This window comes from Pseudomonas sp. USTB-Z, assembly GCF_019691255.1.
Taxonomy (GTDB): domain Bacteria; phylum Pseudomonadota; class Gammaproteobacteria; order Pseudomonadales; family Pseudomonadaceae; genus Aquipseudomonas; species Aquipseudomonas alloputida.
In genome coordinates this window covers 193,289-220,144 of sequence record NZ_JAECZP010000010.1, presented here as the reverse complement: position 1 = coordinate 220,144, position 26,856 = coordinate 193,289, and the positions used below count along the sequence as shown (strand labels likewise).

Sequence of the window (26,856 nt, the reverse complement as noted above, 5' to 3'; positions counted from 1 at the left end):
GTTCAGCCTCACCTTGTCGCCTGCTCAGGCCAACGGCGAAGCACTCGACGTACGCTTGGTGGATGCTGACGGCAACGCCTCTGCGCCGCTGCAATTCGATGCGCCGGACATTACCCCGCCCGGTGCGGTGAGCAACATTGCCGTCGGCGCTGACGGCCTGGCCCTGAGCGGTCGCGGCGAACCCGGCGCCACTGTTGAGGTGCGCGATGCCAGTGGCACCGTGATCGGCACGGGTGTTGTGGGAGCCAACGGCACCTTCCTGATCGACCTCGCCCCAGCCGCGCAGCCAGGCGAGCAATTGAGCCTGGTACAGACCGACCCAAGCGGCAACGCTTCCTCGGCACTGCAATTCGAAGTCCCGGTCACCACTGCGCCTGCCAGCCCCAGCGACCTGGTATTCGCCGAAGACGGCAGCAGCATCAGCGGTACCGCACCTGCCGGCACCCGTGTGGAAGTGCATGACGCCAATGGCACGTTGATTGGCACTGTGGTGGCGGGCCCCGACGGTAGCTTCACCGTCACCCTCGACCCGGCCCAGACCAACGGCGAACTGCTGGACGTGGTCGCCATCGATGACGGCGGCGTTTCCTCGCTGCCCGCCCAGATCACCGCACCCGACATCACCGCCCCTGCCGCCCCAACCGAACTGGCGGTGAGCGCGGACGGCAGCGTTATCACCGGCCGTGCCGAACCGGGCAGCACCGTGCGCATCGTGGCTGCCGACGGCACCGAATTGGGCACTGCCGTGGCCGGCCCGACCGGCGTGTTCAGCCTCAACCTCAATCCGCCACAAGTTGACGGCGAAGTGCTGCAGGCCACGGCGACCGATGCCGCTGGCAACACTTCCGTTGCCAGCTCGGTCACCGCGCCGGACATTGATGGCGGCGATACCACCCCGCCTGAAGCACCGACCAATCTGGTGATCGGCCTTGCCGGCAGCCAGCTCAGTGGTCGAGGCGAAGCCGGCACTACCGTGCAGGTGCGTGACGCGGCCGGCAACATCCTCGCGACCGATACCGTCGCCGCGGATGGCACCTTCACCGCCACCCTGAATCCTGCCGTGAACGACGGCAGCACCTTGCAAGTCACCCTCACCGATGCCGCCGGCAACGTATCCCAACCGGGCTCGGTCACCTCGGCCGACTTGCTGCCGCCTGCACAACCGACTGACCTGGCCTTGGCCGATGGCGTCACCTTCACCGGTCGCGGCGAGCCCGGCGCTACCGTGCAAGTGCGCGATGCTGCCGGCAACCTAATTGGCACCGGCGTCGTCGGTGCCGACGGCCTGTTCAGCCTCACCCTGTCGCCTGCCCAGGCCAATGGTGAAGCACTCGACGTGCGTCTGGTGGATGCCGCCGGCAACAGTTCGATACCGCTGGAGTTCACAGCCCCGGATATCACACCGCCCGAGGCGGTCACCGACATCCTGGTCGGCCCAGGTGGCACGGCCCTGAGTGGTCGCGGCGAACCGGGTGCCACTGTCGAAGTGCGTGATGCCAGTGGCACCGTGATCGGCACGGGTGTCGTGGGTGCCAACGGCACCTTCCTGATCGACCTCGCCCCAGCCGCACAGCCAGGCGAGCAGTTGAGCCTGGTGCAGACCGACCCAAGCGGTAATGCTTCGGTGGCTACCGAGTACGATGTACCACTGACCACCGCGCCCGACAGCCCGAGCAATCTGGCCATCAATGCTGATGGCACCACCCTCACCGGTACCGCACCGGCCGGCACCCGTGTGGAAGTGCATGACGCCAACGGCACGCTGATTGGCACTGTGGTGGCGGGCCCCGACGGCAGCTTCACCGTCACCCTCGACCCGGCCCAGGCCAATGGCGAACTGCTGGACGTGGTGGCCATTGATGACGGCGGTGTTTCCTCGCTGCCCGCCCAAATCACCGCGCCGGATATCACCGCCCCTGCCTCACCGACCGAACTGGTGATCAATGCCGACGGCAGCGTGGTCACCGGCCGTGCCGAACCGGGCAGCACCGTACGCGTGCTGGCCGCCGACGGCACCACTGTGCTGGGTAGCGTGGTAGTTGGCGCTACCGGCAGCTTCAGCATCACCCTCGACCCGCCACAGATAGACGGTGAAGTGCTGCAGGTGACGGCCACCGACGCGGCAGGCAACGCCTCCACCGCCAGTAACCTTACCGCGCCGGACATTGACGGCGGCGATACCACCCCGCCTGAAGCACCGACCAATCTGGTGATCGGCGTTGCCGGCAGCCAACTCAGTGGTCGAGGCGAAGTCGGCTCTACCGTGCAGGTACGTGACGCGGCCGGCAATATCCTCGCGACTGGCAACGTCGCTGCAGATGGCACCTTTGTCATCGCCCTGGACCCCGCCGTGAACGATGGCAGCACCTTACAAGTCACCCTCACCGACGCTGCCGGCAACGTATCCCAACCAGGCTCGGTCACCTCGGCCGACTTGCTGACGCCCGCACAACCGACTGACCTGGCCCTAGCCGATGGTGTCACCTTCACCGGTCGCGGCGAACCCGGCGCTACCGTGCAGGTACGCGATGCCGGCGGTGCTCTCATCGGTACTGGTGTCGTCGGTGCCGACGGCCTGTTCAGCCTCACCCTGTCGCCGGCCCAGACCAATGGTGAAGCACTCGACGTGCGTCTGGTGGATGCCGCCGGCAACAGCTCTGCCCCATTGCAATTCGATGCGCCGGACATCACACCGCCCGATGCGGTCACCGATATTACAGTTGGTGCTGACGGCCTGGCCCTGAGCGGTCGCGGCGAGCCAGGTGCCACTGTCGAAGTGCGTGATGCCAATGGCACCGTGATCGGCACGGGTGTCGTCGGTGCCAACGGCACCTTCCTGATCGACCTCGCCCCAGCCGCACAGCCGGGCGAGCAGTTGAGCCTGGTGCAGACCGACCCAAGAGGCAATGCTTCGGTGACTACCGAGTACGACGTACCATTGACCACCGCGCCCGACAGCCCGAGCAATCTGGCCATCGATGCTGATGGCACCACCGTTACCGGTACCGCGCCGGCTGGCACCCGTGTGGAAGTGCATGACGCCAACGGCACCCTGATTGGCAGTGCCATTGCCAACGCCGATGGCAGCTTCAGCATCGAACTGAATCCCGCACAAGCCAACGGCGAACTGCTGGACGTGGTTGCCATCGATGACGGCGGCGTTTCCTCGCTGCCCGCCCAGATCACCGCGCCCGACATCACCGCCCCTGCCGCCCCAACCGAACTGGCGGTGAGCGCGGACGGCAGCGTTATCACCGGCCGTGCCGAACCGGGCAGTACCGTGCGCATCGTGGCTGCCGACGGCACCGAATTGGGCACTGCCGTGGTCGGCCCGACCGGCGTGTTCAGCCTCAACCTCAACCCGCCACAAGTTGACGGCGAAGTGCTGCAGGCCACGGCGACCGATGCCGCTGGCAACACTTCCGTTACCAGCTCGGTCACCGCGCCGGACATCGATGGCGGCGATACCACCCCGCCTGAAGCACCGACCAATCTGGTGATCGGCCTTGCCGGCAGCCAGCTCAGTGGTCGTGGCGAAGTGGGCACTGCCGTGCAGGTGCGTGACGCGGCCGGCAACATCCTCGCGACCGGCACCGTCGCTGCAGATGGCACCTTCGTCATCGCCCTGGACCCTGCCGTGAACGACGGCAGCACCTTGCAAGTCACCCTCACCGACGCTGCCGGCAACGTATCCCAACCGGGCTCGGTCACCTCGGCCGACTTGCTGCCGCCCGCGCAACCGACTGACCTAGCCTTGGCCGATGGCGTCACCTTCACTGGTCGCGGCGAGCCCGGCGCTACCGTGCAAGTGCGCGATGCTGCCGGCAACCTGATTGGCACTGGCTTGGTCAACGAAGACGGCACCTTCAGCGTCACGCTGCTCCCCGCCCAGGTCAATGGTGAAACCCTGGACATTCGCGTGGTGGATGCCGCCGGCAACGCCTCGGCGCCACTGCAATTCGATGCGCCGGACATCACCCCACCTGAGGCAGTAACCAATATTACAGTTGGTGCTGACGGCCTGGCCCTGAGCGGTCGCGGCGAACCCGGCGCCACTGTTGAGGTGCGCGATGCCAATGGCACCGTGATCGGCACGGGTGTTGTGGGAGCCAACGGCACCTTCCTGATCGACCTCGCCCCAGCCGCGCAGCCGGGCGAGCAGTTGACCCTGGTGCAGACCGACCCAAGCGGCAACGCTTCCTCGGCACTGCAATTCGAAGTCCCGGTCACCACCGCGCCTGCCAGCCCCAGCGACCTGGTATTCGCCGAAGACGGCAGCAGCATCAGCGGTACCGCACCTGCCGGCACCCGTGTGGAAGTGCATGACGCCAACGGCACGCTGATTGGCACTGTGGTGGCGGGCCCCGACGGCAGCTTCACCGTTACCCTCGACCCGGCCCAGGCCAACGGCGAACTACTGGACGTGGTGGCCATTGATGACGGCGGTGTTTCCTCGCTGCCCGCCCAAATCATCGCACCAGATATCACCGCCCCTGCCGCACCGACCGAACTGGTGATCAATGCCGACGGCAGCGTGGTCACCGGCCGTGCCGAACCGGGCAGCACCGTACGCGTGCTGGCCGCCGACGGCACCACTGTGCTGGGTAGCGTGGTAGTTGGCGCTACCGGCAGCTTCAGCATCACCCTCGACCCGCCACAGGTAGACGGTGAAGTGCTGCAGGTGACGGCCACCGATGCGGCAGGCAACGCCTCCACCGCCATTAACGTTACCGCGCCGGACATCGATGGCGGCGATACAACGCCACCGCAGACCCCGACCAACCTGGTGATCAGTGCTGCCGGCAGCCAACTCAGCGGTCGTGGCGAAGCCGGTACCAGCGTTCAGGTACGCGATGACGCAGGCACCGTAGTTGCCACGGGCACAGTCAATCCCGATGGTACCTTCGCCATCACCTTGAACCCGGCCATCACCGATGGCAGTACCCTGCAAGTGACCCTGACCGACACTGCCGGCAATGTCTCGCAACCCGGTTCGGTCGCCGCGCCAGACCTGCTGGCCCCAGCGCAGCCAACCGAGCTGGCCTTGGTTGATGGCGTGACCTTTACCGGCCGCGGCGAGCCCGGTGCCACCGTACAGGTGCGCAATGCCACCGGCAGCCTGATCGGCACTGGCTTGGTCAACGAAGACGGCACCTTCAGCGTCACGCTGTTCCCCGCCCAGGCCAATGGTGAGGCCCTGGACATTCGCGTGGTAGACGCCGCCGGCAACAGTTCAACGCCGCTGGCGTTCACTGCACCGGACGTCACGCCGCCAGCTGCCGTCAGCAACGTCGTGGTGGGCGCCGATGGCCTGGTGCTCAGTGGCCGTGGCGAGGCCGGCGCTACCGTACAGGTACGTGATGCCAACGGCTCTGTCATAGGCACCGCCACAGTCGGCGCCAACGGAACCTTCTTTGTCGACCTCACCCCAGCCGCGCAACCGGGCGAGCAATTGAGCCTGGTGCAGACCGATGCGAGCGGCAACGCCTCTGAAGCCCTGCAATATGAAGTCCCGGCAACCACGACCCCAGCCAGCCCAAGCGACCTGGTGGCGGCTGCGAACGGCGCCAGCATCACTGGTACAGCCCCGACGGGCAGCCGTGTGGAAGTACACGATGCCAACGGCACACTGGTCGGCAGTGTGGTGGTAGGTGCCGGTGGCACCTTCACCGTCATCCTCAACCCGGCCCAGGCCAACGGCGAACTGCTGGACGTGGTGGCCATCGATGGCACCGGCGCTTCGTCCCTGCCGGTGCAAATCGCTGCGCCAGACATCACCCCGCCGGTCACCCCGAGCGAGCTAGCGATCAGTGCCAACGGCAGCGAGGTCACCGGCCGCGCCGAAGTGGGCAGCACCGTGCGTGTGCTGGCCGCCGATGGCACCACCGTGCTGGGTAGTGTGGTGGTCGACGCCACTGGCAGTTTCAGCATCACCCTCGACCCGCCGCAGGTGAGTGGTGAGGAACTCCAAGTCACCGCCACCGACGCCGCCGGCAACACCTCCACGGCGGGCGACATCACCGCGCCGGACATCGACGGTGGCGACACCACACCACCGGATGCCGCAACCAACCTGGTAGTCGGCCTGGCCGGTGCCCAGCTCAGTGGCCGCGGCGAAGCCGGGGCCAGCGTGCAGGTGCGCGATGCCCAGGGCAATGTACTGGCCAACGGCTCGGTCAACCCGGACGGCACCTTCCAGATCACCCTCGACCCACCGGTGAAAGATGGCAGCAACCTGCAAGTGGTGCTGACCGATGCCAGCGGCAATGCTTCTGCCCCGGCGTCGGTGGTTACCCCGGACTTGCAGGCCCCGGCTCAACCGACCGGTGTAGCCTTGGCCGACGGCGTGACCCTGAGCGGCAACGGCGAGCCAGGCGCGACCGTGCAGGTACGCGATACCTTGGGCAACTTGCTCGGCACTGGCCTGGTCACTGAAACCGGCAGTTTCAGCATCAGCCTGTCGCCGGCCCAGGCCAATGGCGAAATCCTCGACATCCGTCTGATCGATGCCGCCGGCAATGTCTCTTCACCCCTGCAGTTCGAGGCCCCGGACATCACCGTGCCTGCCGTAGTCAGCAACATTGTCGTCGGCGCCGACGGCCTGACCTTGGGCGGTCGCGGCGAAGCCGGTGCTACCGTCGAGGTGCGCGATGCCAATGGCACGCTGATCGGTACCGGCACAGTGACCGCGAACGGTACTTTCCTGATCGACCTCGATCCAGCTGCACTGCCGGGTGAACGCCTGAGCCTGGTACAGACCGACCCGAGCGGCAACGCCTCTGAAGCGCTGACCTACGACGTGCCACTGGTGGTCACCCCGACCAGCCCGAGCGAACTGGTCGTCGCCGCCGATGGCAGCAGCATCAGCGGTTCTGCTCCTGCTGGTAGCCGCGTGGAAGTGCATGATGCCAACGGCACGCTGGTCGGTAGCATCGTGGTGGGTGCCGAGGGCACCTTCACCGTGGTGCTCACACCGGCCCAGGCCAATGGCGAATTACTGGACGTGGTGGCGATCGACAACAACGGCACCTCGTCGTTGCCGGTGCAGGTCGCCGCACCAGACATCACCGCGCCTGTGGCGCCAAGCGATCTGGCAATCAGTGGCGACGGTACCGTTGTCAGCGGCCGCGCCGAAGCAGGCAGCACCGTCCGTGTGCTGGCCGCCGATGGCATCACTGTACTGGGCAGTGTCGTGGTGGGGGCCAGCGGTGCCTTCAGCATCGGCCTCACCCCGCCACAAGTGGCAGGCGAGCAGTTGCAGGTGACGGCCACCGATGTCGCAGGCAACGCCTCCACGGCCGGCAGCGTCACCGCACCGATCGTGGACAACGGCGGCGACACCACACCGCCGGAGCCCGCTACCGAGCTGGCCATCAGTAACGATGGCCGCACAGTCTCCGGGCGCGGCGAAGCGGGTGCCACCGTGGAGGTGCGCAACGACCAGGGACAAGTGCTGGTGAGCGGCACCGTTCAGCCCGATGGCACCTTCAATGTGCAACTGCCAACCCCGGTGGTGGATGGTTCGTCCCTGCAAGTGACCCTGACCGATGCCGCCGGCAACGTCTCTACACCTAGCCCGCTGACGGCGCCCGACCAGGTAGCACCGCTGCAACCAACCGACCTGGTGCTGAGTAATGGTGACAGCCTGGTCGGTACTGCAGAAGGGGGCGCACGGATTGAGGTCAAAGATGCCTCGGGCAACCTGATCGGTAGCGCCATTGCCGAGCCGGATGGCAGCTTCAGCCTGACCCTCGACCCGCCCCAGGCCAATGGCGAAACTTTGTCCATCACCGTGACCGATGCGGCAGGCAATACCTCGGTGCCGCTGAGTTACGTGGCCCCGGACATTACCGCACCGGCGATCGTCACTGACGTGCTGGCAGGCGATGGCAGCCTGGCCGTGTCTGGCCGTGGTGAGCCAGGGGCCACAGTCGAAGTGCGTAATGCCCAAGGCGCAGTCATCGGTACTGGCACCGTGGCGCCAAATGGCACCTTCGTGATTGACCTGGAGGCACCGTTGGCCGCAGGTGAGAACCTCGTGCTGGTGCAGACCGATGCCGCTGGCAATACCTCGGCAGGGGTCAGCGTGACCGTGGCCGATACACCGCTGCCCGAAAGCCCGAGCGGCGTGGTGGTGGCCGGTGACGGCTCCAGTGTTTCCGGTACCGCACCGGCAGATACGCAAGTGCAAGTGCGCGACGCGCAGGGCAATGTCCTGGGCAGCACCCAGGCCGGCCCGGATGGCAGCTTCACCATCGGCCTGACCCCCGCACAGGCCAACGGGGAAGCACTGGATGTCGTCGCGGTTGACGAAGCTGGCAACAGTTCGTTGCCGACCCAGATCACCGCGCCCGATATCACCCCGCCCAATGAAGCCAGTGAACTGCAACTGAGTGCCGATGGCGGCCTGCTCACCGGTCGCGGCGAACCAGGCACCACCGTGCAGGTCATCAACGCCGACGGCACTGTGCTGGGCAACGCCCAGGTCGGTGCCGACGGTGTGATCAGCGTGGTCCTGGACCCAGCGCAGACCGACGGCCAGGAACTGGACGTGGTCCTGCGCGACCCCGCTGGCAACACCTCGACCGCCACCATCGTCGCGCCCGATATCGACGGCCCGCTGCAACCCTCCGGGCTGGCCATCGATACCGCTGGCATCCACCTTACCGGCCAGGGTCAAAGCGGCTCTATCGTCACCGTGCGTGACGCCGACGGCAATGTGCTGGGCACTGCCACCGTGGGCGGCGACGGCCGTTTCGACGTCACCCTGAACGCGCCACAGCGCAATGGCGAAAGCCTGACCGTCGAAGCGACCGACAACCTGGGCAATAGCGCAGGGCCGGTGGACTTCACTGCACCCGACTCCACCCCACCGCAAGTGGTCACCAACCCGGCCATCGACGGCACCGGTACCACGATCACCGGCAACGGCGAACCGGGCGCCACCGTGACCGTGCGCGGGCCGGATGGCAGCGTGCTGGGCAGCACGGTGGTCGGCGCTGGCGGCGCTTTCGAAATCACCCTCGACACGCCGCAAACCAACGGCCAGGCACTGACCGTGGAGCAACGCGACGCGGCCGGCAACCTGTCGGCGGCAGTCGACGTGTCGGCACCGGATACCCAGGCACCCGATAGCCCCACCGGTCTGGTCCTGGCTGGCGACGGCAGCAGCCTGAGCGGCAGCGGCGAGCCGGGTGCGCAGGTGACCGTGACCGGCACTGGCGGCACAGTACTGGGCACCGCAACGGTCCAGCCCGATGGCTCCTTCCAGGTGGCCATCGACCCGCCACAGCTCAATGGCCAGACGCTGTCTGTCACTCAGGCGGACAACAGCGGCAACGGCTCGCCCGCTGGCACCGTGACCGCACCTGACTTCGAGGCACCGCTGCCGGCGCAAGGGCTGGGCCTTGATCCTACCGGCACACTGCTCAGCGGGCAGGGCGAGGCAGGCAGCACCGTAGAGGTACGTGATGCCGCAGGCAACCTGCTAGGCACCATCCCGGTGAATGCAGACGGTACGTTCGAAGTGGCACTCTCCCCGGCCCAGACCAACGGTGAAGTGCTGTCGGTGGTGCTGATCGATGGCGGCGGCAATGCCTCGCCGTCGGCCACTTTCACCGCTGACGACAGTACCGCGCCAGCTGCGCCTGCCGGCCTCACGATCACCCCGGGCGGCAGTGCCATCCAGGGTACCGGTGAAGCTGGCGCCACGGTGGAAGTGAAGCTTGCCGACGGCACGTTGGTAGGCACCGTCGTCGTGCCCGCAGGCGGCAGCTTCACGGTCCCACTATCGCCCGCCCAGTTGGACGGCCAGGCCCTGGATGTGACGCTGACCGATGCGGCCGGCAACATTTCGCAGCCCAGCCAGATCCTTGCGCCTGACATCACGCCACCGGCACTGCCCACCGACGTTGCAGTCAGCAGCGATGGCACGGCTGTGACCGGTAACGCACCTGGCGCCAGTTCGGTGACCGTGAGCGATGGGGCCGGCAATGTGATCACTGTTGCGGTCAACCCGGATGGCAGTTTCAGCGTGCCGCTGGATACACCGCAGAACAACGGCCAGACCGTAACCGTGGTAGTGACCGACGCAGCCGGCAACGACTCGGCGCCGGTCTCTGTCACCGCGCCGGACACGACCAACCCAGAACCGGCGACCGGGCTTACCGTAAGCCCGGATGGCAGCACGGTCGGCGGCACAGCCGAGCCTGGCAGCACAGTGGAAGTCCGCAACCCGGATGACACCGTGCGCGGCACTGTAACTGCAGGGCCGGACGGCACCTTCGTGATCCCGGTCGCCCCACCGCTGGCATCAGGCGAAACCGTCGATGTGGTGGTGATCGACCCTGCCGGTAACGAATCGCCTGAAATACCGCTGGCTGGCCCGACCGGTACCGAAGTGGCCACGCCTTCGGCCCTTGCCATCAGCGCCGACGGTTTCCTGCTGACCGGCCAGGGTACGGTCGGCTCGCTGATTACCGTGACCTCCGGGGGCACCACGCTGGGCAGCGCCACGGTCGGCAGCGACGGCACCTTCCGTGTGTTCTTCCAGAACGCCCAGCTCAACGCCCAGATCTTGCAGGTCAGTGCCAAGGCTACCGTCGATGGCCAGCCTTCGGTGCCGGCCATTATCGTGGCCAATGACACCACGGCACCGGACGTGCCGACGCAGGTAAACCTCAACGCCACCGGCAGTACGCTGACCGGCCAAGGCGAGGTGGGTGCAACTGTGCGCGTGACAGACCTACAAGGCACCTTGCTGGGGACTGCAACCGTCGACAGCAAAGGCCTGTTCAGCGTCAGCTTCTCGCCGGCCGTGGCCAATGGGCAGAACCTGATCGTCACCCAGGCTGATGCTGCAGGTAACGTTTCGCTCGCGGCCACCCTGCAAGCGCCTGACCTGCAGGCACCGCTGGCGGCCAGTAACCTCAGCCTCAATAGCGCAGCCACCGTGCTCAGCGGCCAGGGCGAAGCCGGTGCCAGCGTCACCGTGCGCGACGCCAGCGGCGCCATCCTGGCCACCGGCACCGTCAACCAGAGCGGCCAGTTCCAGATCACCCTGCCCAGCGCGCAGGTGACCGGTAGCCCGCTACAGGTCACCCTCAGTGATGCCGCGGGCAATGTGTCCGGCCCGGCCAGCCTGGCCACGCCAGACCACACGCCGCCAGCGGCCATCAGTAACCCGGTGCTGAGCCAGGACGGCCGGCAGCTTTCCGGCAGCGGTGAAGCGGGCGCCACGGTACAGGTACGCAACGCCGCCGGTGCCTTGCTCGGCTCCGCCACGGTGGGCGCTGACGGTCGCTTCACGGTGACATTCGACACGCCGCAAACCAACGGCCAGGTCATCGGCGTGACGCAAGTGGATGCCGCCAGCAACACCTCGCCGGCAATCAATGTGACAACCCCGGACCTGACCCCACCCGCGCCGCTGACCAACGTGGTGCTGAACAACAACGGCCTGACCCTGACCGGCCTGGGCGAAGCCGGTGCCAGGGTCACCGTTCACGGCCAGGACGGGACCATCATCGGCACCGGCCTGGTGGCGGCCAATGGCAGCTTTACCCTCACCCTGAACAGCGCCCAGCTCAACGCCCAGCACCTGAGCGTTACGCAGACCGACGCGGGCAACAACACCTCCACCGCCGTGGCGGTCACCGCGCCGGACTTCACCCCGCCTACGGCACCGACAGCACTCGCGCTGTCCGGTACCGGGCTGCAACTGACCGGTAACGCCGAAGCCGGCAGCACCGTGACCGTGCGCGATGCCAGCGGCAACGTGCTGGGCACAGCGGTAGCCGGCAGCAACGGCACCTTCCAGGTCACCCTGAACAGTGCCCAGACCAATGGCCAGATGCTGCAGGTGACCGCCACCGACGCAGCCGGCAACGTGTCGCCGGCCGCACCTTATACTGCAGCCGACACCACGCCGCCGGCCGCCGTGACCAACCTGGCTGTCTCCGCCAATGGCGCCACCCTGACAGGCGATGGCGAAGCAGGCGCAACCGTGACCGTACGGGCGCCGGACGGTACCGTGCTGGGCAACGCTACAGTGGCCGCCGACGGTCACTTCAGCGTATCCCTGTCGCCGGCAGCAATCACGGGTGAAAGCCTGAGCGTGGTCCAGGCCGATGCCGCACAGAACGTCTCCCCTGCACAGAGCGTGACGGCGCCAGGCGCGCTGGCACCGGCCACGCCGGACAACCTGATACTGGCCGCCGACGGCCTGTCGGTGACCGGCACCGCCGAGGCGGGTAGCACAATCAAAGTGTACGGCACCAACGGCGTATTGCTGGGCAGCAGCCCGGTCGCCAACGACGGCACGTTCACTGTCAATCTCGGCAGTGCGCAGGCCAATGGCGAAGTGCTGCAGGTCAGCGCAACGGGCCCCGATGGCAGCGTATCGCTACCCGCTACCCTGCAGGCACCCGACACCACGGCACCGCAACCACTGACCAACCTGGCGTTGTCCAGCGACGGCCTGGTACTCAGTGGCCGCGGTGAAGCAGGTGCCACCGTTACCGTGATTGGCGAAGGCGGTATCGACCTGGGCACTGCCGTGGTCGATGCCAATGGCAACTTCAATGTCAACCTGAACAGCGCGCAGATTAACGGCGAACAGCTCAGCGCCAGCCAGTCCGATGTGGCCGGCAACGAGTCCAACAGCGTCAGCCTGACAGCCCCTGACCGCGTCGCGCCGGATGCTGCCGGCAACCTGGCCTTCGCCGGGGGTGGCAGCTTGTTGAACGGTACCGGCGAAGCGGGTGCCGCCGTGCGTGTGCTCGCCGCCGATGGTTCGGTGCTGGGCAGCGCCACGGTGCGCGCCGACGGGACTTTCCAGGTCAACCTCGCATCGCCCCAGGCCAACGGCCAACAGGTGCAGGTGGTACTGACCGATGCGGCCGGCAACCAGTCTGCCGCCAGCGCCATCACCGCACCCGATACCACACCGCCAGCGGCACCCGGCGAACTGGCCGTTTCCGGTGATGGTGTCACCCTCACCGGCCGCGGCGAAGTGGGCGCGCGGGTGACCGTGACCAACCCGGCAGGCGAGGAAATCGGCAGCGCCACCGTCGATGCCAGTGGCCACTTCACCATCACGCTGAGCCCGGCACTGGGCAACGCCGAGCTGCTCAGCTTCACCCAGGCCGATGCGGCCGGTAACGTGTCGGCAGTGGCAACCCTGCAAACCCCCGACTTCACCCCGCCCGACCCACTCACCCAAGTGGTGATCAACGCCGACGGCAGTGTGGTCAGCGGCCTGGGCGAGGCCGGCGCCACGGTAATCGTCAGTAACGCGGCCGGTACCGTACTGGGCACGGGTATCGTACTGGCTGATGGCAGCTTCAGCGTCGAACTGTCACCCGCACAAATCAACAACCAGACACTGTCGGTACTGCAGGCCGATCCACCCGGCAACGTCAGCCTGCCGGTCAACGTGCAAGCGCCGGACCTCACGCCGCCAGCGGCAGCAACCGAGCTGCGGCTCAATGCGGCAGGTGACGAGTTGGGCGGTGTCGGCGAAGTGGGCGCCACCGTGCGCGTGTACGTCGGTATCACGCAGGTGGGTACCGGCACAGTGGGCGTCGACGGGACCTTCATCGTCGAGCTGGATGCAGCGCAGCTCGATGGCCAGGTGCTGCAGGTCACCCTGACCGATGCAGCCGGCAACATCTCGCCAATCAGTTCGGTCACGGCCGTGGACACCACACCACCGGCCACCGTGGTCGCCACCATCAACGACAGCGGTACCCAGGTGATCGGTACTGCCGAAGCCGGCACCCGCGTCACGGTGGTCAACAACAACGGCGACCTGCTGGGCCAGGTAACGGTGGAGCCGGACGGCACCTTCGTCCTTGACCTGAACCGCCCGCAAATCAACGGCGAAACGCTGACCATCATCGCCCAGGACGCCACTGGCAACCCGTCGGTACCGCTGGCAGTGACTGCGCCAGACCTGACGCCACCGGTGCAGCCGACCGACCTGCTGCTCAACGCAGCCGGTACGTCGATGACGGGTACGGCCGAAGCCGGCAGCACGATCACGGTGCGCGGCCCGAACAACAACATCGTGGGCACGGTGGAAGTGGGTGAGAACGGCCAGTTCACTGTGCCGATCAGCCCGGCACAGAACAACGGCCAGTTGCTGACGGTGGTGTCCACCGATGATGCCGGCAACGCTTCGGTGGCTGTCCCTTACCAGACCAACGACACCTCGCCACCCGACCTGGTGACCAACCTGGCGATCAACAACACCTTCAACGTGCTGACCGGCAAGGGCGAAGCCAATGCCACGGTCACCGTCAGCCTCGACGGAGACGTGATCGGTACCGGCGTGGTGGATGCCGCTGGCAACTTCCAGATAACGCTGGTGCCGGCGGCGGGCTCGCTCGCAACCCTGGAAGTGACACAGTCCGACGGCATCAATACGTCTGCGGTCGCGACCTACCTCACACCCTTGATCGCACCACCCGTGCCGCCCACCGACGTGACCTTGGGCAGCGACGGCCTGACCCTGACAGGCAGTGCACCCAGCGGTGTGGGCATTCGCGTGTACGACGCTGCAGGCAACCTGATCGGTACAGGGGTCGCAAGCCTGAACGGCTCCTTCACCCTGACGCTGGACGCAGCCCAGCTCAATGGCGAACACATTTCGGTGACAGCGGTGGCGCTGATAGGCGGCGAATCGCAGCCGACCTTCCTGCAAGCGGCCGACATCACGCCACCGACCAACCCGGTGGTCACCAGCCTGTCTGTCAATGGCCTGGTGCTGACCGGCACGGGTGAAGCCGGTGCCACGGTGACAGTGCGTGATGCCGGCAACAACGTGCTCGGCACGGCGGTGGTGAATGGCGGTGGCGTGTTCACCGTCAACCTGAACGCCGCGCAGCTCAACGGCCAGGTACTGGGCGTGAGCCAGGCTGACACTGCAGGCAATGTGTCCGGCAGCACAAGCTACACCGCCGCAGACCTGCAGCCACCTGCTGCCCCCACCAACGTCGCCATCAACGGCACCGGTACCGTGCTTACCGGTAGCGGTGAGGCGGGCGCTACCATTACCGTCCAAGGCCCGAACGGCCAGGTGGGTACCGGTGTGGTACAAGCCAACGGCACCTTCAGCATTACCTTGACCTCGCCACAGAACGACGGGCAACTGCTGGTGGTACGCCAGGCCGATTCTGCCGGCAACCTGTCCGCCAGCACCAGCCTGACTGCGCCGGACATCACCCCGCCAGCCGCCCCGCTGGCCACCATCAACGCCAACGGCACCTCGGTCAGTGGTGCTGGCCAGGTCGGCAGCACGGTCACCGTGCGCAACAGCGCCGGTACCGTACTGGGTACCGCAACGGTGGGCAGCAACGGCCTGTTCGTGGTCAGCCTGACTGCGGCGCAGATCGACAACCAGGCGCTCAGCGTCACCCTCACCGACAGCGCCGGTAACGTGTCCACAGGCACTGCACTGACCGCACCGGACCTGACCCCGCCTGCGGCTGCCGGCAACCTGCTGTTCAGTGCCGACGGCAGTACCCTCACCGGTACTGGCGAAGTGGGTGCCACCGTCACCGTACGCAGCGCCGGCGGGACCGTGCTGCAGACCGCGACGGTGCAGGCGGACGGCACCTTCACCGTGACCCTGAGCCCGCCTCAGGACAACGGCCAGATCCTTTCGGTGACCCTCAGCGACCCGCGCGGCAACGTGTCGGGCAACGTCAACGTCACTGCACCGGATGTGGATGCCAACGCGCCGGTCATCGCCAGCGACAACCTGGCCACGGCCACGGTCAACCTGGCAGCGGTCAGCGCCACGAAGACCTACACCGACAGCTTCACCACGCTGTTGTCGGGGTTCTCCAAGACCTACACCTGGACGGTGGCAACAGGCACCACGGCTGACCCTACCCTCACACTGACCACCAACAGCGTGCTGGCATTGCTCAATAACACCAGCTTCACCCTGCAGGTGAAAGACGCCAGCGGCACCTGGGTGACCATCGCCACCGGTAACACTCAGGGCCTGCTCGACCTGATCGTGTTGCCAATCGGCTTGCAGGTGGACATCGGCGTGCTGCAAGCCGGTGATTACCGACTGACCGTGGGCAGTGGCGGCATCGGTCTGATCACCGAAGTGAGCACCACGCTGGACATCGTCTCCACCAGCCTGACCCAATTCACCGGCACCGGCATTGCCACCTCTGGCAACGTCATTACCGACGTGGGTACCGATGGCGCAGTGGATGCTCGTGGCCCGGACAGCGCCGCCGTGCTGCAAGTGCTCAAAGACGGCAGCTACGTCTCGGCCGGGACTGCCACGACGGTTCAGGGTCAGTACGGCACCCTGGTGATCCGTGCGGACGGCAGCTACACCTACACGCCGAACGGCAGCCCGAACAGTGTCGGCAAGGTGGACGTGTTCAGCTACCAACTGGTGCACCCTAACGGCCTGTCCGATGCCGCCAACCTGTACGTGCGCATCGACAGCCCGCAAGCCACGGAGGTCTGGAGCGACACCAACTACGGTGCACCGGCCACGGTGGTCGACGCAGTCAACGACGTTGGTACCAGCCAGGTCACCCTGGACAACCGCGTGGACACCAGCAGCAGTACGCTGGGCTCGCTGAACCTGCCAGTGATCGGTACCCGCCAGGCCACCTACACCACCACGGTTGCCGCCAATACCACGGCCGACCTGCAGGTGGTGGTCAACTCCACCAACCTGTTGAGCCTGCTCAACGGCACCACCATCGAGCTGCTCAAGCTCAACCCGGCCACCGGCCAGTACGTGCTGGTGCAGTCGGTGCCAGGTGGTTCGCTGGTCAGCATCCTGGGCGGCGGCGCCGGGTATACCTTCGAGAACCAGGGCGCCGGTACCTACCACGTACGTGTCACCGCCGGCGGCATTGGCTTGCTCAGCTCCATCACCACCAGCCTGAACACCACCACAACGTACCTGACCGAGTTCGTGGTCAGTGGCGCGACAGCCGCCACCGGCAACCTGCTGGCTGACGACAACGTCGGTTCGGCCTTGACCGTGCTGAGCGTGCTGACAGCGGCCAACACCTACACCATCCCGGGCTACAACGGGGTAAGCGTGGCCGGCACCTACGGCACGTTGCTGGTGCATGCCGACGGCAGCTACACCTACACCCTCAACGCAGGGCTCACCTCGGCGGTGGTAGGCCAGCACGACACCTTCACCTACGAGCTAAGCCACCCGAACGGCACGACCGACACCGCAACCCTCACCATCAACGTGGACAGCGCCGCCGGCCTCACCGCCACCACATCGCTGCTGGCCGATACTGGCGACGAGTCCGCGGCACTCGCCAGCCTGGCAGCGGCCACCGATGTGATCGCCGGCACTGACGGCAACGACCACCTCGATGGCAGCCAGGGTGGCCACATCACCCTGCAGGGTGGTGCGGGTGACGACACACTGGTGGTGGTCGACCAGAACTTCGCCAGCGTCGACGGTGGCTCGGGAACCGACACCCTGCTGTGGGGCGGCGGTGATGCCAGCATTGACCTGGGCAACCTGGCCGGGCGCGTACACGACATCGAAATCCTCGACCTCAACGACACCAGTTCGGTGGCGCTCACCCTCAACCTGGCGGATGTGGTGGCCATCACCGAAACCGGTACCGACACACTGATCATCAAGGGGGACGACAAAGACTCGGTTCACATGACGGACAACTGGACGCTGGTCGGGAACCAAACTGCCGACGGCATCGACTATAACCAGTACACGGCCCAGGAGGATCCAAGCCATCACCTGTGGGTACAGAACGGTATCCATGTGGTTTGAGGCCGCTGTAAACCCGTCGGGTGAATACCCGGCGGCATGGACGACCAGCAGTAAGGGAATTATGTGAAGCGAAGCAGTCCGCTGTCACCGCTGTTGCTGGGAGCCTTCGGGCTCCTGGCCCTGAACTTCCACCCGGTTGCCCAGGCAGCCGATGATATAGACCCCCACCTGCGCCAGATCGGGCCGTCGCCGCTACGCGATGCGCCCGAAGCGGTGCCCGCCCGGCCCCCCATCGGCATGGCCCCGGTCGCCAGTGGCGAACGGCTGAGCCTTACCGACGCGGTGCTGCAGGCAGCGCAATGGCACCCGAGCATCGCTGAGGCCATCGGCAACCTTTACAAGCAGGGCGAAGGCATCAACGTCGCCCGTGCGGGGTATTACCCACAGATTTCCGGCGGTATCCGCACCGGTTATGACACCGGCTATGGCGGCGACCGCAATAGCCAGGCCCTGAACCTGTCGCTCAAGCAAATGCTCTATGACTTCGGCAAGGTCGACAGCGCCGTCAACGCGGCCCAGGCTGCCGCCGCCCGGGCCCAGGCCAATATCCTGCTGGTGGTCGACGACCTGGCCCGCGACACAGCCTATGCCTGGATCGAAACCCGCCGCTACGAGCAACTGATGACGATTGCCCGCGACCAGATTCGCGGCGTGGGCGACATTGCCGGCATGGCGCGCCAGCGCAGCGACATGGGCGCCAGCACCCGGTCCGACGTGGTGCAGGCCGAGTCCCGGGTGGAAAGCGCCCGTGCCACCCTGGAAGAGTACCAGTCGCAGTACGAGCGCTGGCGCTCGACCCTGGCGGCGCTGATGGGCCGCGTTACCCCACCGGCACTGGCCGAAGGCTCACCCGCCGAGCTGAACCAGGCCTGCAAGCGCCCTGCACAGGGTGATGACCGCCTGCCTGCCGTGCTGATGGCCCTGGCCCAGCGCGCACAGGGCCAGGCCGAGCTGGCCCAGGCCAAGGCGGAGGCCTACCCTACCCTGTCGTTGCAACCGCAGGTCAATCATTACCTGGACGACGACTACAACCGCGATAACGCACGGCTGGACCGCACCCAGGCGGGCATCTACCTGAACGTCGAAGTTCCCATCTACCAAGGGGGCTCCATCAGCGCTCGCACCCGCGCTGCCGGCCACGCGCTGACCGCCGCCGATTCCGCCGAAGACGCCGCACGCCTGCAGGCGCGTCGGGGCCTGGCCGAGGCCAAGGCGCAAACCTCCGGGCTGGGCCGCAGGCTGACCTCACTGGAGGCCCGCCAGGTCAGCATTCAGGAGGCACGCATGCTCTACGGGCGTCAGTACCTGGACCTAGGCACACGGCCACTGCTCGATCTGCTCAACGCCGAGCAGGAGATCTACCAGTCACGCTTCGAACTTGCCGGCACCCGCTCCGATCTGCTGCGCCTGGATGTCGACTGCCTGTACAACACCGGCGCCCTGCGCACGGCCTTTGGCCTTGAGGGGCGCAACCTGCAAGGTGTGGAGATCCAGCCATGAGTGATTCGATCGATGTGACCCTGCCCAACCAGGCGCCTGCGCCGGAGCAGGCCGCCGCCCACCGGCCAGACCTGGGCCCCTGGCTTGAGGTGATGTTGCAGGTGGCACACCACTACCGCCTGGACGTATCACCCCAGCGTATTCGCCTGGCCGCTGCGGAGGATGCCCGCCCGTTGAATGAAATCCTCCGCCACATGGCACGTCAGGCGGGGCTGGCATTGCGCTTCGTGCACTTCGATGCCAAGGGCCTGCGGCAATGGCGCACGCCGCTGGTGCTGGAGCTGGACGATGGGCAGCTGGCGGTGGTCGAGTCGGTGACCGAAGAGGACGACCTGGCAGTGGTGTTCGCCGGTGACCAGGGCCTGACTTCGCGTCTGCCCCGCGACACCCTGAAAGGCCGTATCAACCGCGTGGCCCTGCTGCGCCCGGCCCGGCCACTGCGCGATGTGCGCACCGACGACTACACCGCGCCTTACGACCGCCACTGGTTCGCCCGCATCGTACTGCGCGACCTGCGTCCCTATGGGCAGGTGATGGTCGCTTCACTGGTGGCCAACGTGCTGGCGCTGGCCGGCGTGCTGTTCTCGATGCAGGTGTACGACCGAGTGATACCGGCTGAATCCCTGCCCACCCTCTACGTCCTGTTTGGCGGTGTGGTGTTGGCACTGGTGTTCGACTTCAGCATGCGCCTGCTGCGGCTAAAGGTGACCGATCTGCTTGGCAAGCGCGCCGACCTGCGGGTGAGCGACCTGGTCTACGGCCATGCCCTGCGCCTGCGCAACTCGGTGCGGCCGAAGTCCACCGGCTCGTTCATCTCGCAGTTGCGCGAGCTGGAGTCGATCCGCGACCTGATCACGTCCAGCACCGCCACGGTGCTGGCCGACCTGCCGTTCTTCCTGCTGTTCCTGTTCGTGTTCTGGCTGATCGGCGGCGTACTGGTGTTCATCCCGCTGGTCGCGCTGCTGGCCATGGTGTTGCCCGGGTTGCTTGCACAACGGCGCCTGGCACGGTTGGCCAATGCCTCGATGCGTGAGTCGGCGCTGCGCAACGCCATGCTGGTGGAAAGTATCCAAGGCCTGGACGAGATCAAGGCACTGCAGGCGGAGGCACGCTTCGAACGGCAGTGGAACCAGTACAACGCGGCCTGCGCGCACACCAACCTGCGCCTGCGCACCCTCACCAACGGCCTGGTGACCTGGACGCAGAACGTGCAGGGTGCCGTGTTTGCCGTGGTCATCGTGATCGGCGCACCCATGGTCATCGCCGGCGACCTCACCACGGGTAGCCTGGTGGCGGCATCCATGCTTTCGTCGCGGATGATGGCACCGCTCGCCCAGCTGACCCATGTGCTGACCCGCTGGCAGCAGGCCAAGGTAGCGCTGCAAGGCCTGGACAAGCTGATGCAGTCGCCAGTCGACCACCCCGAAGGCGAAGCCCGCGTGCACCTGCCAGCCATTCACGGCGAGTACCGCCTGCGCCAGGCCAACTTCCGCTACAGCGAAGACTACCCGCCAGTGCTGAACATTGGCCGGCTGGACATCCAGCCGGGCGAGCGCATTGCCGTGCTGGGCCGCAACGGCGCCGGCAAATCAACCTTGCTGCAGGCGCTGGGTGGGGCCATGGACCTGGTACAGGGCGAGATCAGCCTGGACGGTATCGCCATGGCCCACCTCGACCCTGCTGACCTGCGCCGTGACGTCGGCCTGCTGCCGCAGTACGCGAGGCTGTTCCACGGCACCCTGCGGGAAAACCTCACCCTCGGCGCCGGCCAGGCCAGCGACCAGGAACTGGTGGCCGCGCTGGCCGCCACTGGCGCACTGGACTTCGTCCGCCGCCTGCCCAAGGGCATGGACCACTTGATCCTCGAAGGAGGCCTGGGCTTGTCTGGCGGCCAGCGCCAAGCCCTGGTGCTGTCGCGCCTGCTGGTACGCCAGCCGCAGGTGCTGCTGCTGGACGAGCCGACCGCGTCGCTGGACGACATGACCGAGCGCAAGCTGCTGGATAACCTGGAGCGCTTCTGTCAGGGCCGTACACTTGTGATCGCAACCCATCGACTGAGTGTTCTGCAGCGGGTCGACCGCATCCTGGTGCTGGACGCCGGGCGCATCGTCATCGATGACGCGCGCGATGCCGCGCTGGCCAAACTGCAGGGAGCCCAGGCATGAGCAACCATGAACTCCCGGCTTCCTACCTGGACGGGCAGGACGACCAGGCGGTGTTCCGCGCCGGCCGCATCATCACCCTCTGCGCACTGATGCTGGCGGCGTTCCTGGCCTGGGCGGCCTGGTTCGAGGTGACCGAGGTGTCCACCGGCACAGGCAAGGTCATCCCAAGTTCGCGAGAGCAGGTCATTCAGTCGTTCGAGGGCGGTATCGTCGCGCAGATGAGCGTGGCCGAAGGCGACCTGGTCGAGCGCGGCCAAGTGCTGGCCCAGCTCGACCCGACCAAGACGGCTTCCAGCGTGGGTGAAAGCGAGGCCAAGTACCGGGCTGCCAAAGCCAGTCAGGCTCGCCTGCAGGCAGAGGTGACCGGCAAGCCCCTGACCTTCCCGGCGAGCCTGCGCGACTCTCCTGACCTGATCGATGCCGAAACCGCGTTGTACCAGACCCGCCGCCGCGGCCTGGAACAGACCCTGGCGGGTATTCAGGACTCGTTGCAGCTGGTGCGCAGCGAGCTGAAGATCACCGAGAACCTGGCAAAGATGGGTGCCTCCAGCCGGGTTGAAGTGATCCGCCTGAACCGCCAGCGTTCCGAGCTGGAACTCAAAGCCAACGAGGCGCGCTCAGACTATCTGGTGCGCGCCCGGGAAGAACTGGCCAAGGCCAGCGCCGAAGCGGACGCCCTGTCGGAAGTGATCCGCGGACGCAGCGACTCGCTCACCCGCCTGACCCTGCGCTCGCCGGTGCGCGGCATCGTGAAGGACATCGAGGTCAACACCCTGGGTGGCGTGGTGCAGCCCGGTGGCCAGGTGATGAAGATCGTGCCGATGGACGAACGCCTGCTGATCGAAACCCGCATCGCGCCACGGGACATCGCCTTCATTCACCCCGACCAGGCGGCCAAGGTCAAGATCAGTGCCTATGACTATTCGGTCTATGGTGGGCTGGACGGCAAGGTGGTGGGCATCTCGCCGGATACCCTGCAGGACGAGGTCAAACCGGAAATCTACTACTACCGCGTGTTCATCCGCACCGAACAGGACAGCTTGCAAAACAAGGCCGGCAAGCGTTTTGCGATCGTGCCAGGGATGATTGCCACGGTGGATATCCGAACGGGCGAGAAAACCATCCTCGATTACCTGATCAAGCCGCTGAACCGGGCCAAGGAGGCCCTGCGCGAACGCTGATCCAGTTATTTACCCACATCCCTGTGCGCGCGGGCATGCCTGCGAACACCGGCGAAGCCGGTGCCATGCACCGCGACGCACGTTTCGCGGGCATACCCGCTTCCACAAGGGGCCCAAGCACTCATGAGTTCTGTGCAAATTGCCTAAAGCCCGACCAAAACAGGCCGATAACCGGATATCCCCTGCTCCCCACCGAAGGTCACCATGGCCACGCAAAATGCCCGCGCGGATTCGCTATCCCTGCTGCTGTTCACCCTGCGCAGCGGCAAGCTGATGGCAATCAACCTGCTCAAGGTCAGCGAGATCATCCCCTGCCCGCCGCTGACCAAGCTGCCCGAGTCGCACCCCCACGTAAAGGGTGTGGCAACGTTGCGCGGCCACTCGCTGTCGGTCATCGACTTGTCCCGCGCCATTGGCGAACAACCACTGGTCGACCCGCAGGGTGGCTGCCTGATCGTTACCGAGATCAGCCGCTCGCGCCAAGGCCTGCATGTACAGGCAGTCAGCCGCATCGTGCATTGCCTGAGCACCGACATCAAACCGCCGCCCTACGCCTCGGGCACCCGCTCGTTCATCACCGGTGTGACGCGCGTGGACAACACCCTGGTGCAGGTGCTGGATATCGAAAAAGTCATACACGCCATCGCCCCGCCCGTCGCCGAGCCAGCGCACGGCACCTTGAACGAAGAAGACGCCAGCCTGCTGGCCGCCGCCAACATCCTGGTGGTGGACGACAGCCAGGTGGCCCTGCAGCAGTCGGTGCACACCCTGCGCAACCTCGGTATCGAATGCCACACCGCGCGCAGCGCCAAAGACGCCATCAACGTGCTGCTGGAGCTGCAAGGCACCGCGCAGGAGATCAACATCATCGTCTCCGACATCGAAATGAGCGAAATGGACGGCTACGCCTTCACCCGCACGCTGCGTGAAACCCCCGACTTCCAGCACCTGTACGTGCTGCTGCACACCTCGCTGGACAGTGCCATGAGCAGTGAAAAGGCGACCCAGGCCGGGGCCAATGCCATCCTTACCAAGTTCTCCTCGCCAGAGCTGACCGATTGTCTGGTGGTGGCTGCGCGTACCGTGGTGTTCGCCGAGCACTGATATATTCAGCGACAAACTCCCCGGCTTGCCGCCGGGGGTGACTCGGGCATAATTCGCGCCCCTCGCAAGAAAATTGCCGGAATCGCGTATGAAGCTTCTCAGCTCTATCTTGATCAGTTGCGCCCTCTTCAGCGGTATTGCCCAGGCCTCCAGTAGCCAGGCCTGGAACGAGCAACGTCAGCAGATGCTCAAGGCTTGCCTGACCGCCAGCCAGTTCAAGGACGCCCATGCCCGCGGCAAGCCCGCCGAGTTTGATGACCAGGTCGGCATGAGTGCCCTGCTGATCGAAGGCGTCTACCCACAGAAGCACATGCAGCAGCGCACCGGCACCGAATTGTGCCTTTACGACCGCCAGCACCAGCGTGCTTTCGTCAGTGAATGGAGCCCGGAAGCCAAGTGACCGACCGCTTACGTTTCGGCTGTACCGGCTGCGGCAAATGCTGCACCGGCCACCATGTGCCACTGACGCTGGCCGAAGCGCGTCGCTGGGCGGACGATGCCGGCCAGGTGGTGGTACTGATCGAGGCCTTCGTCGTGGACGGCCCCGGCATGCCGCTGGAGCAGCGTGACCATGTGCTGCGACGCTCCCATCCAGTGCATTGTGGCGAGGGCGAGGCACGCGTCTCGGTGACCTTTGCTGCATTCAACCCCGGACGTTGCCGTAACCTCGACGCCAACGACCTCTGCACCATCTATGAGCAGCGCCCGCTGGTGTGTCGCATCTATCCGGTAGAAATCAACCCGCATATCCCGCTGCGGCCAGACAGCAAAGACTGCCCGCCTGAGGCTTGGCAACAGGGGCCGGAGCTGATTCATGGCGCGCAACTGGTCGATGTGGAACTGCAGGCACTGGTACAGGCTTCGCGCCAGGCCGACCGCGATGACATTGCCGCCAAGGTGGCGGTGTGCCAGGCATTGGGCATGACGACCAGTGCGCTCAAGGGGAATGGGTTTACCGCCTACTTGCCGGATATGGGGGCCTTTGCTGCGGCACTGGCGCAGGTACAGGGAAATGAAGCGGCACAGTGGACCTTGCATGTGCAGGATGAAGCGCTGACGGCAAGCTTGCAGGCACTGGGTTTGCGCACAACCCATCAAACCCCGGTTTATTACGCCTTTATCGGTTTCTAGCCTGACCATTTTGCACAAGGCGGCACCCTGTGCAGCTGCTCTAGCACGGGACTTTCGCCGAAAGTCCTATTGATTTTCGCAAGGATCGTTACCTTTTGCGCAACAGTGCTTATCGCACTTCGCTCTGTTTCGAGTGCACTGAAAGGACTAACTTTACCCCTGTCCTCATTAGCACTTGCACCGCAAGAAGGTAGTTTCAAATGTCCAACAGTATGGGTATTGCCAGCGTCTTCGTCCTGTCTTCCCTGTTGTTGTCGCCCCTGGCCATGGCCGAAGAATCCCCGGCTTTCGTTACCCGTAATGCAGCGTTCGCGGCGGTCCATCAAGAGGCCCGTGAGGCTGTTGCCGCAAACAAGGCAGATACCGCAAAAGACGCGAAACAGACAGCTTCCAAAGTGACCGTCGATGCCAATGCCGACAGCTGATCAAACGCTGTCGCTGTTCCTTCTTTCCCTTGGCTACGCCATGGGCACCTCCGGTGCCGATATGTTAGCCTTTTAAAGCCGCTGCCGATCAGCGGCTTTTTTTATGTGCTTTAACGCTCAGCCCGGCTGTAACGTGTACCTATAAAAAAGACGCACATTCAAATATAAAAACTGCCCCACCGTCAGACCAAAGGAGCTAGTACCGGTGCCTTCCGCGTTTCGTTTTACCCCGCTTTTCATTGCGTTGACTGCAACGATCCCTTTCGCCGCCCAGGCAGATGAAGACAAGGCTGATGGCTTCATCGAAGGTTCGTCCTTCAACCTGCATTTTCGTAATGCCTACTTCAACCGCGACAACCACAATGCCGGCGTGCGCGACACCCGCGAGTGGGGCCAGGGCGCGGTAGCGCGTTTCGAGTCGGGCTACACCCCAGGTGTGGTCGGCTTTGGCCTGGATGCTCATGCCATGCTGGGCTTGAAGCTCGACGGCGGTGGCGGCCATGCCGGCACCAGCATCCTGCCCGAACACATCAAGGACGACGGCGAACTGGGCGCTGCCCCGCATTCGTTCTCCACTGCCGGTGCTGCGGTCAAGCTCAAGGCCTTCGACACCGAACTGAAAGCCGGTGACCTGTTCCTCACCAACCCGGTGATCGCCGGCGGTGAAACGCGCATGCTGCCGCAAACTTTCCGCGGTGTAAGCCTGACCAACACCAGCATTGATGGCCTGTTGCTCGAAGGCGGCCAGGTCAGCTTCACCCACCCGTACAACCAGAGCGGCCACCGCCGCATCGACACCTACTACGGGTCACTGGACGAGCACGACAAGAGCAAGCACCTGAACTGGGCGGGCGCGTCGTGGAGCGGTACCGAAAACATCACCGCCAACCTGTACGCCGCCGAGCTGAAGGACATCTGGAACCAGTACTACGCTGACTTCGACTACACCTATGTGGTCAATGACCTGGTCAGCCTGAACCCAGGCGTGCACTTCTATCACACCCAGGACACCGGCCAGGCCCTGCTAGGCAAGATCGACAACAACACCTACAGCGTGCACTTCACCGTCAACGCAGGCTTCCACAGCGTCACTGCCGCCTACCAGCGAGTGAACGGCAACACGCCGTTCGACTACATCAACCTGGGCGACAGCGTGTACCTGGACAACTCGCGCATGTACTCGGACTTCAACGCGCCGAACGAGCGTTCGTGGAAACTGCAGTACGGCTATGACTTCGCCGGTGTCGGCGTGCCTGGTTTGTCTACCTCGCTGTCCTACTCGCGCGGCGAGGCTGACCTGACCAAGGCCACTCAGGACACCACTCACTACGACTACTACCGTGAAGATGGCAAGAACGCCATGCACTGGGAGCGTGACCTGGACGTGAAATACGTGTTCCAGGAAGGTGACCTCAAGGACCTGTCGGTGCTGGTGCGTTATGCCACCCACCGCGGCAGCCAGGGTTATGCGTCGATCGACAGCAACAGCGACAACGATGAAGTGCGGGTCATCGTCGACTACCCACTGAACGTGTTCTGATCTTTTG

9 protein-coding genes are annotated in these 26,856 nt (G+C 65.4%); all 9 read left to right on the top strand.

The genetic code is table 11. The features are described from left to right. On the top strand, window positions 1-17,803 hold a 17,803-nt coding region (locus tag I8746_RS14355), incomplete at its 5' end, for a BapA/Bap/LapF family large adhesin (RefSeq protein WP_221100768.1). Between the two features lie 63 nt (window positions 17,804-17,866). Continuing rightward, on the top strand, window positions 17,867-19,303 hold the full coding sequence (locus I8746_RS14350; protein WP_012051220.1) for a TolC family outer membrane protein: 1,437 nt from the start codon (window positions 17,867-17,869) through the stop codon (window positions 19,301-19,303). Next, entirely contained in the window at window positions 19,300-21,468 is a 2,169-nt protein-coding gene (locus tag I8746_RS14345; protein ID WP_003247299.1) for a type I secretion system permease/ATPase, read from the top strand. Before I8746_RS14350 ends, I8746_RS14345 begins: the two co-directional genes overlap by 4 nt. Then, window positions 21,465-22,649 carry an HlyD family type I secretion periplasmic adaptor subunit gene (locus tag I8746_RS14340; RefSeq protein WP_003247300.1) on the top strand — a complete coding sequence of 395 codons (1,185 nt, stop codon included), beginning with the start codon at window positions 21,465-21,467 and terminating at the stop codon, window positions 22,647-22,649. The genes I8746_RS14345 and I8746_RS14340 overlap by 4 nt, the downstream gene beginning before the upstream one ends. Before the next feature lie 204 nt (window positions 22,650-22,853). Continuing rightward, the gene (locus tag I8746_RS14335) at window positions 22,854-23,753 is read left to right on the top strand and encodes a chemotaxis protein (protein WP_003247301.1); all 900 of its coding nucleotides are present in this window, start codon (window positions 22,854-22,856) and stop codon (window positions 23,751-23,753) included. Window positions 23,754-23,841: 88 nt separating this feature from the next. Next, window positions 23,842-24,153, top strand: a complete 312-nt coding sequence (locus I8746_RS14330) for a hypothetical protein (RefSeq protein WP_003247302.1) — start codon at window positions 23,842-23,844, stop codon at window positions 24,151-24,153. Beyond that, on the top strand, window positions 24,150-24,884 hold the full coding sequence (locus tag I8746_RS14325) for a YkgJ family cysteine cluster protein (RefSeq protein WP_003247303.1): 735 nt from the start codon (window positions 24,150-24,152) through the stop codon (window positions 24,882-24,884). Before I8746_RS14330 ends, I8746_RS14325 begins: the two co-directional genes overlap by 4 nt. A gap of 200 nt (window positions 24,885-25,084) precedes the next feature. Continuing rightward, a complete protein-coding gene (locus I8746_RS14320; protein ID WP_012051219.1) occupies window positions 25,085-25,309 on the top strand; it encodes a hypothetical protein in 225 nt (74 codons plus the stop codon). 205 nt (window positions 25,310-25,514) lie between these two features. Continuing rightward, complete coding sequence (locus I8746_RS14315; protein WP_012051218.1) at window positions 25,515-26,849, top strand: OprD family porin; 1,335 nt, start codon at window positions 25,515-25,517, stop codon at window positions 26,847-26,849. Window positions 26,850-26,856 lie beyond the last annotated feature (7 nt).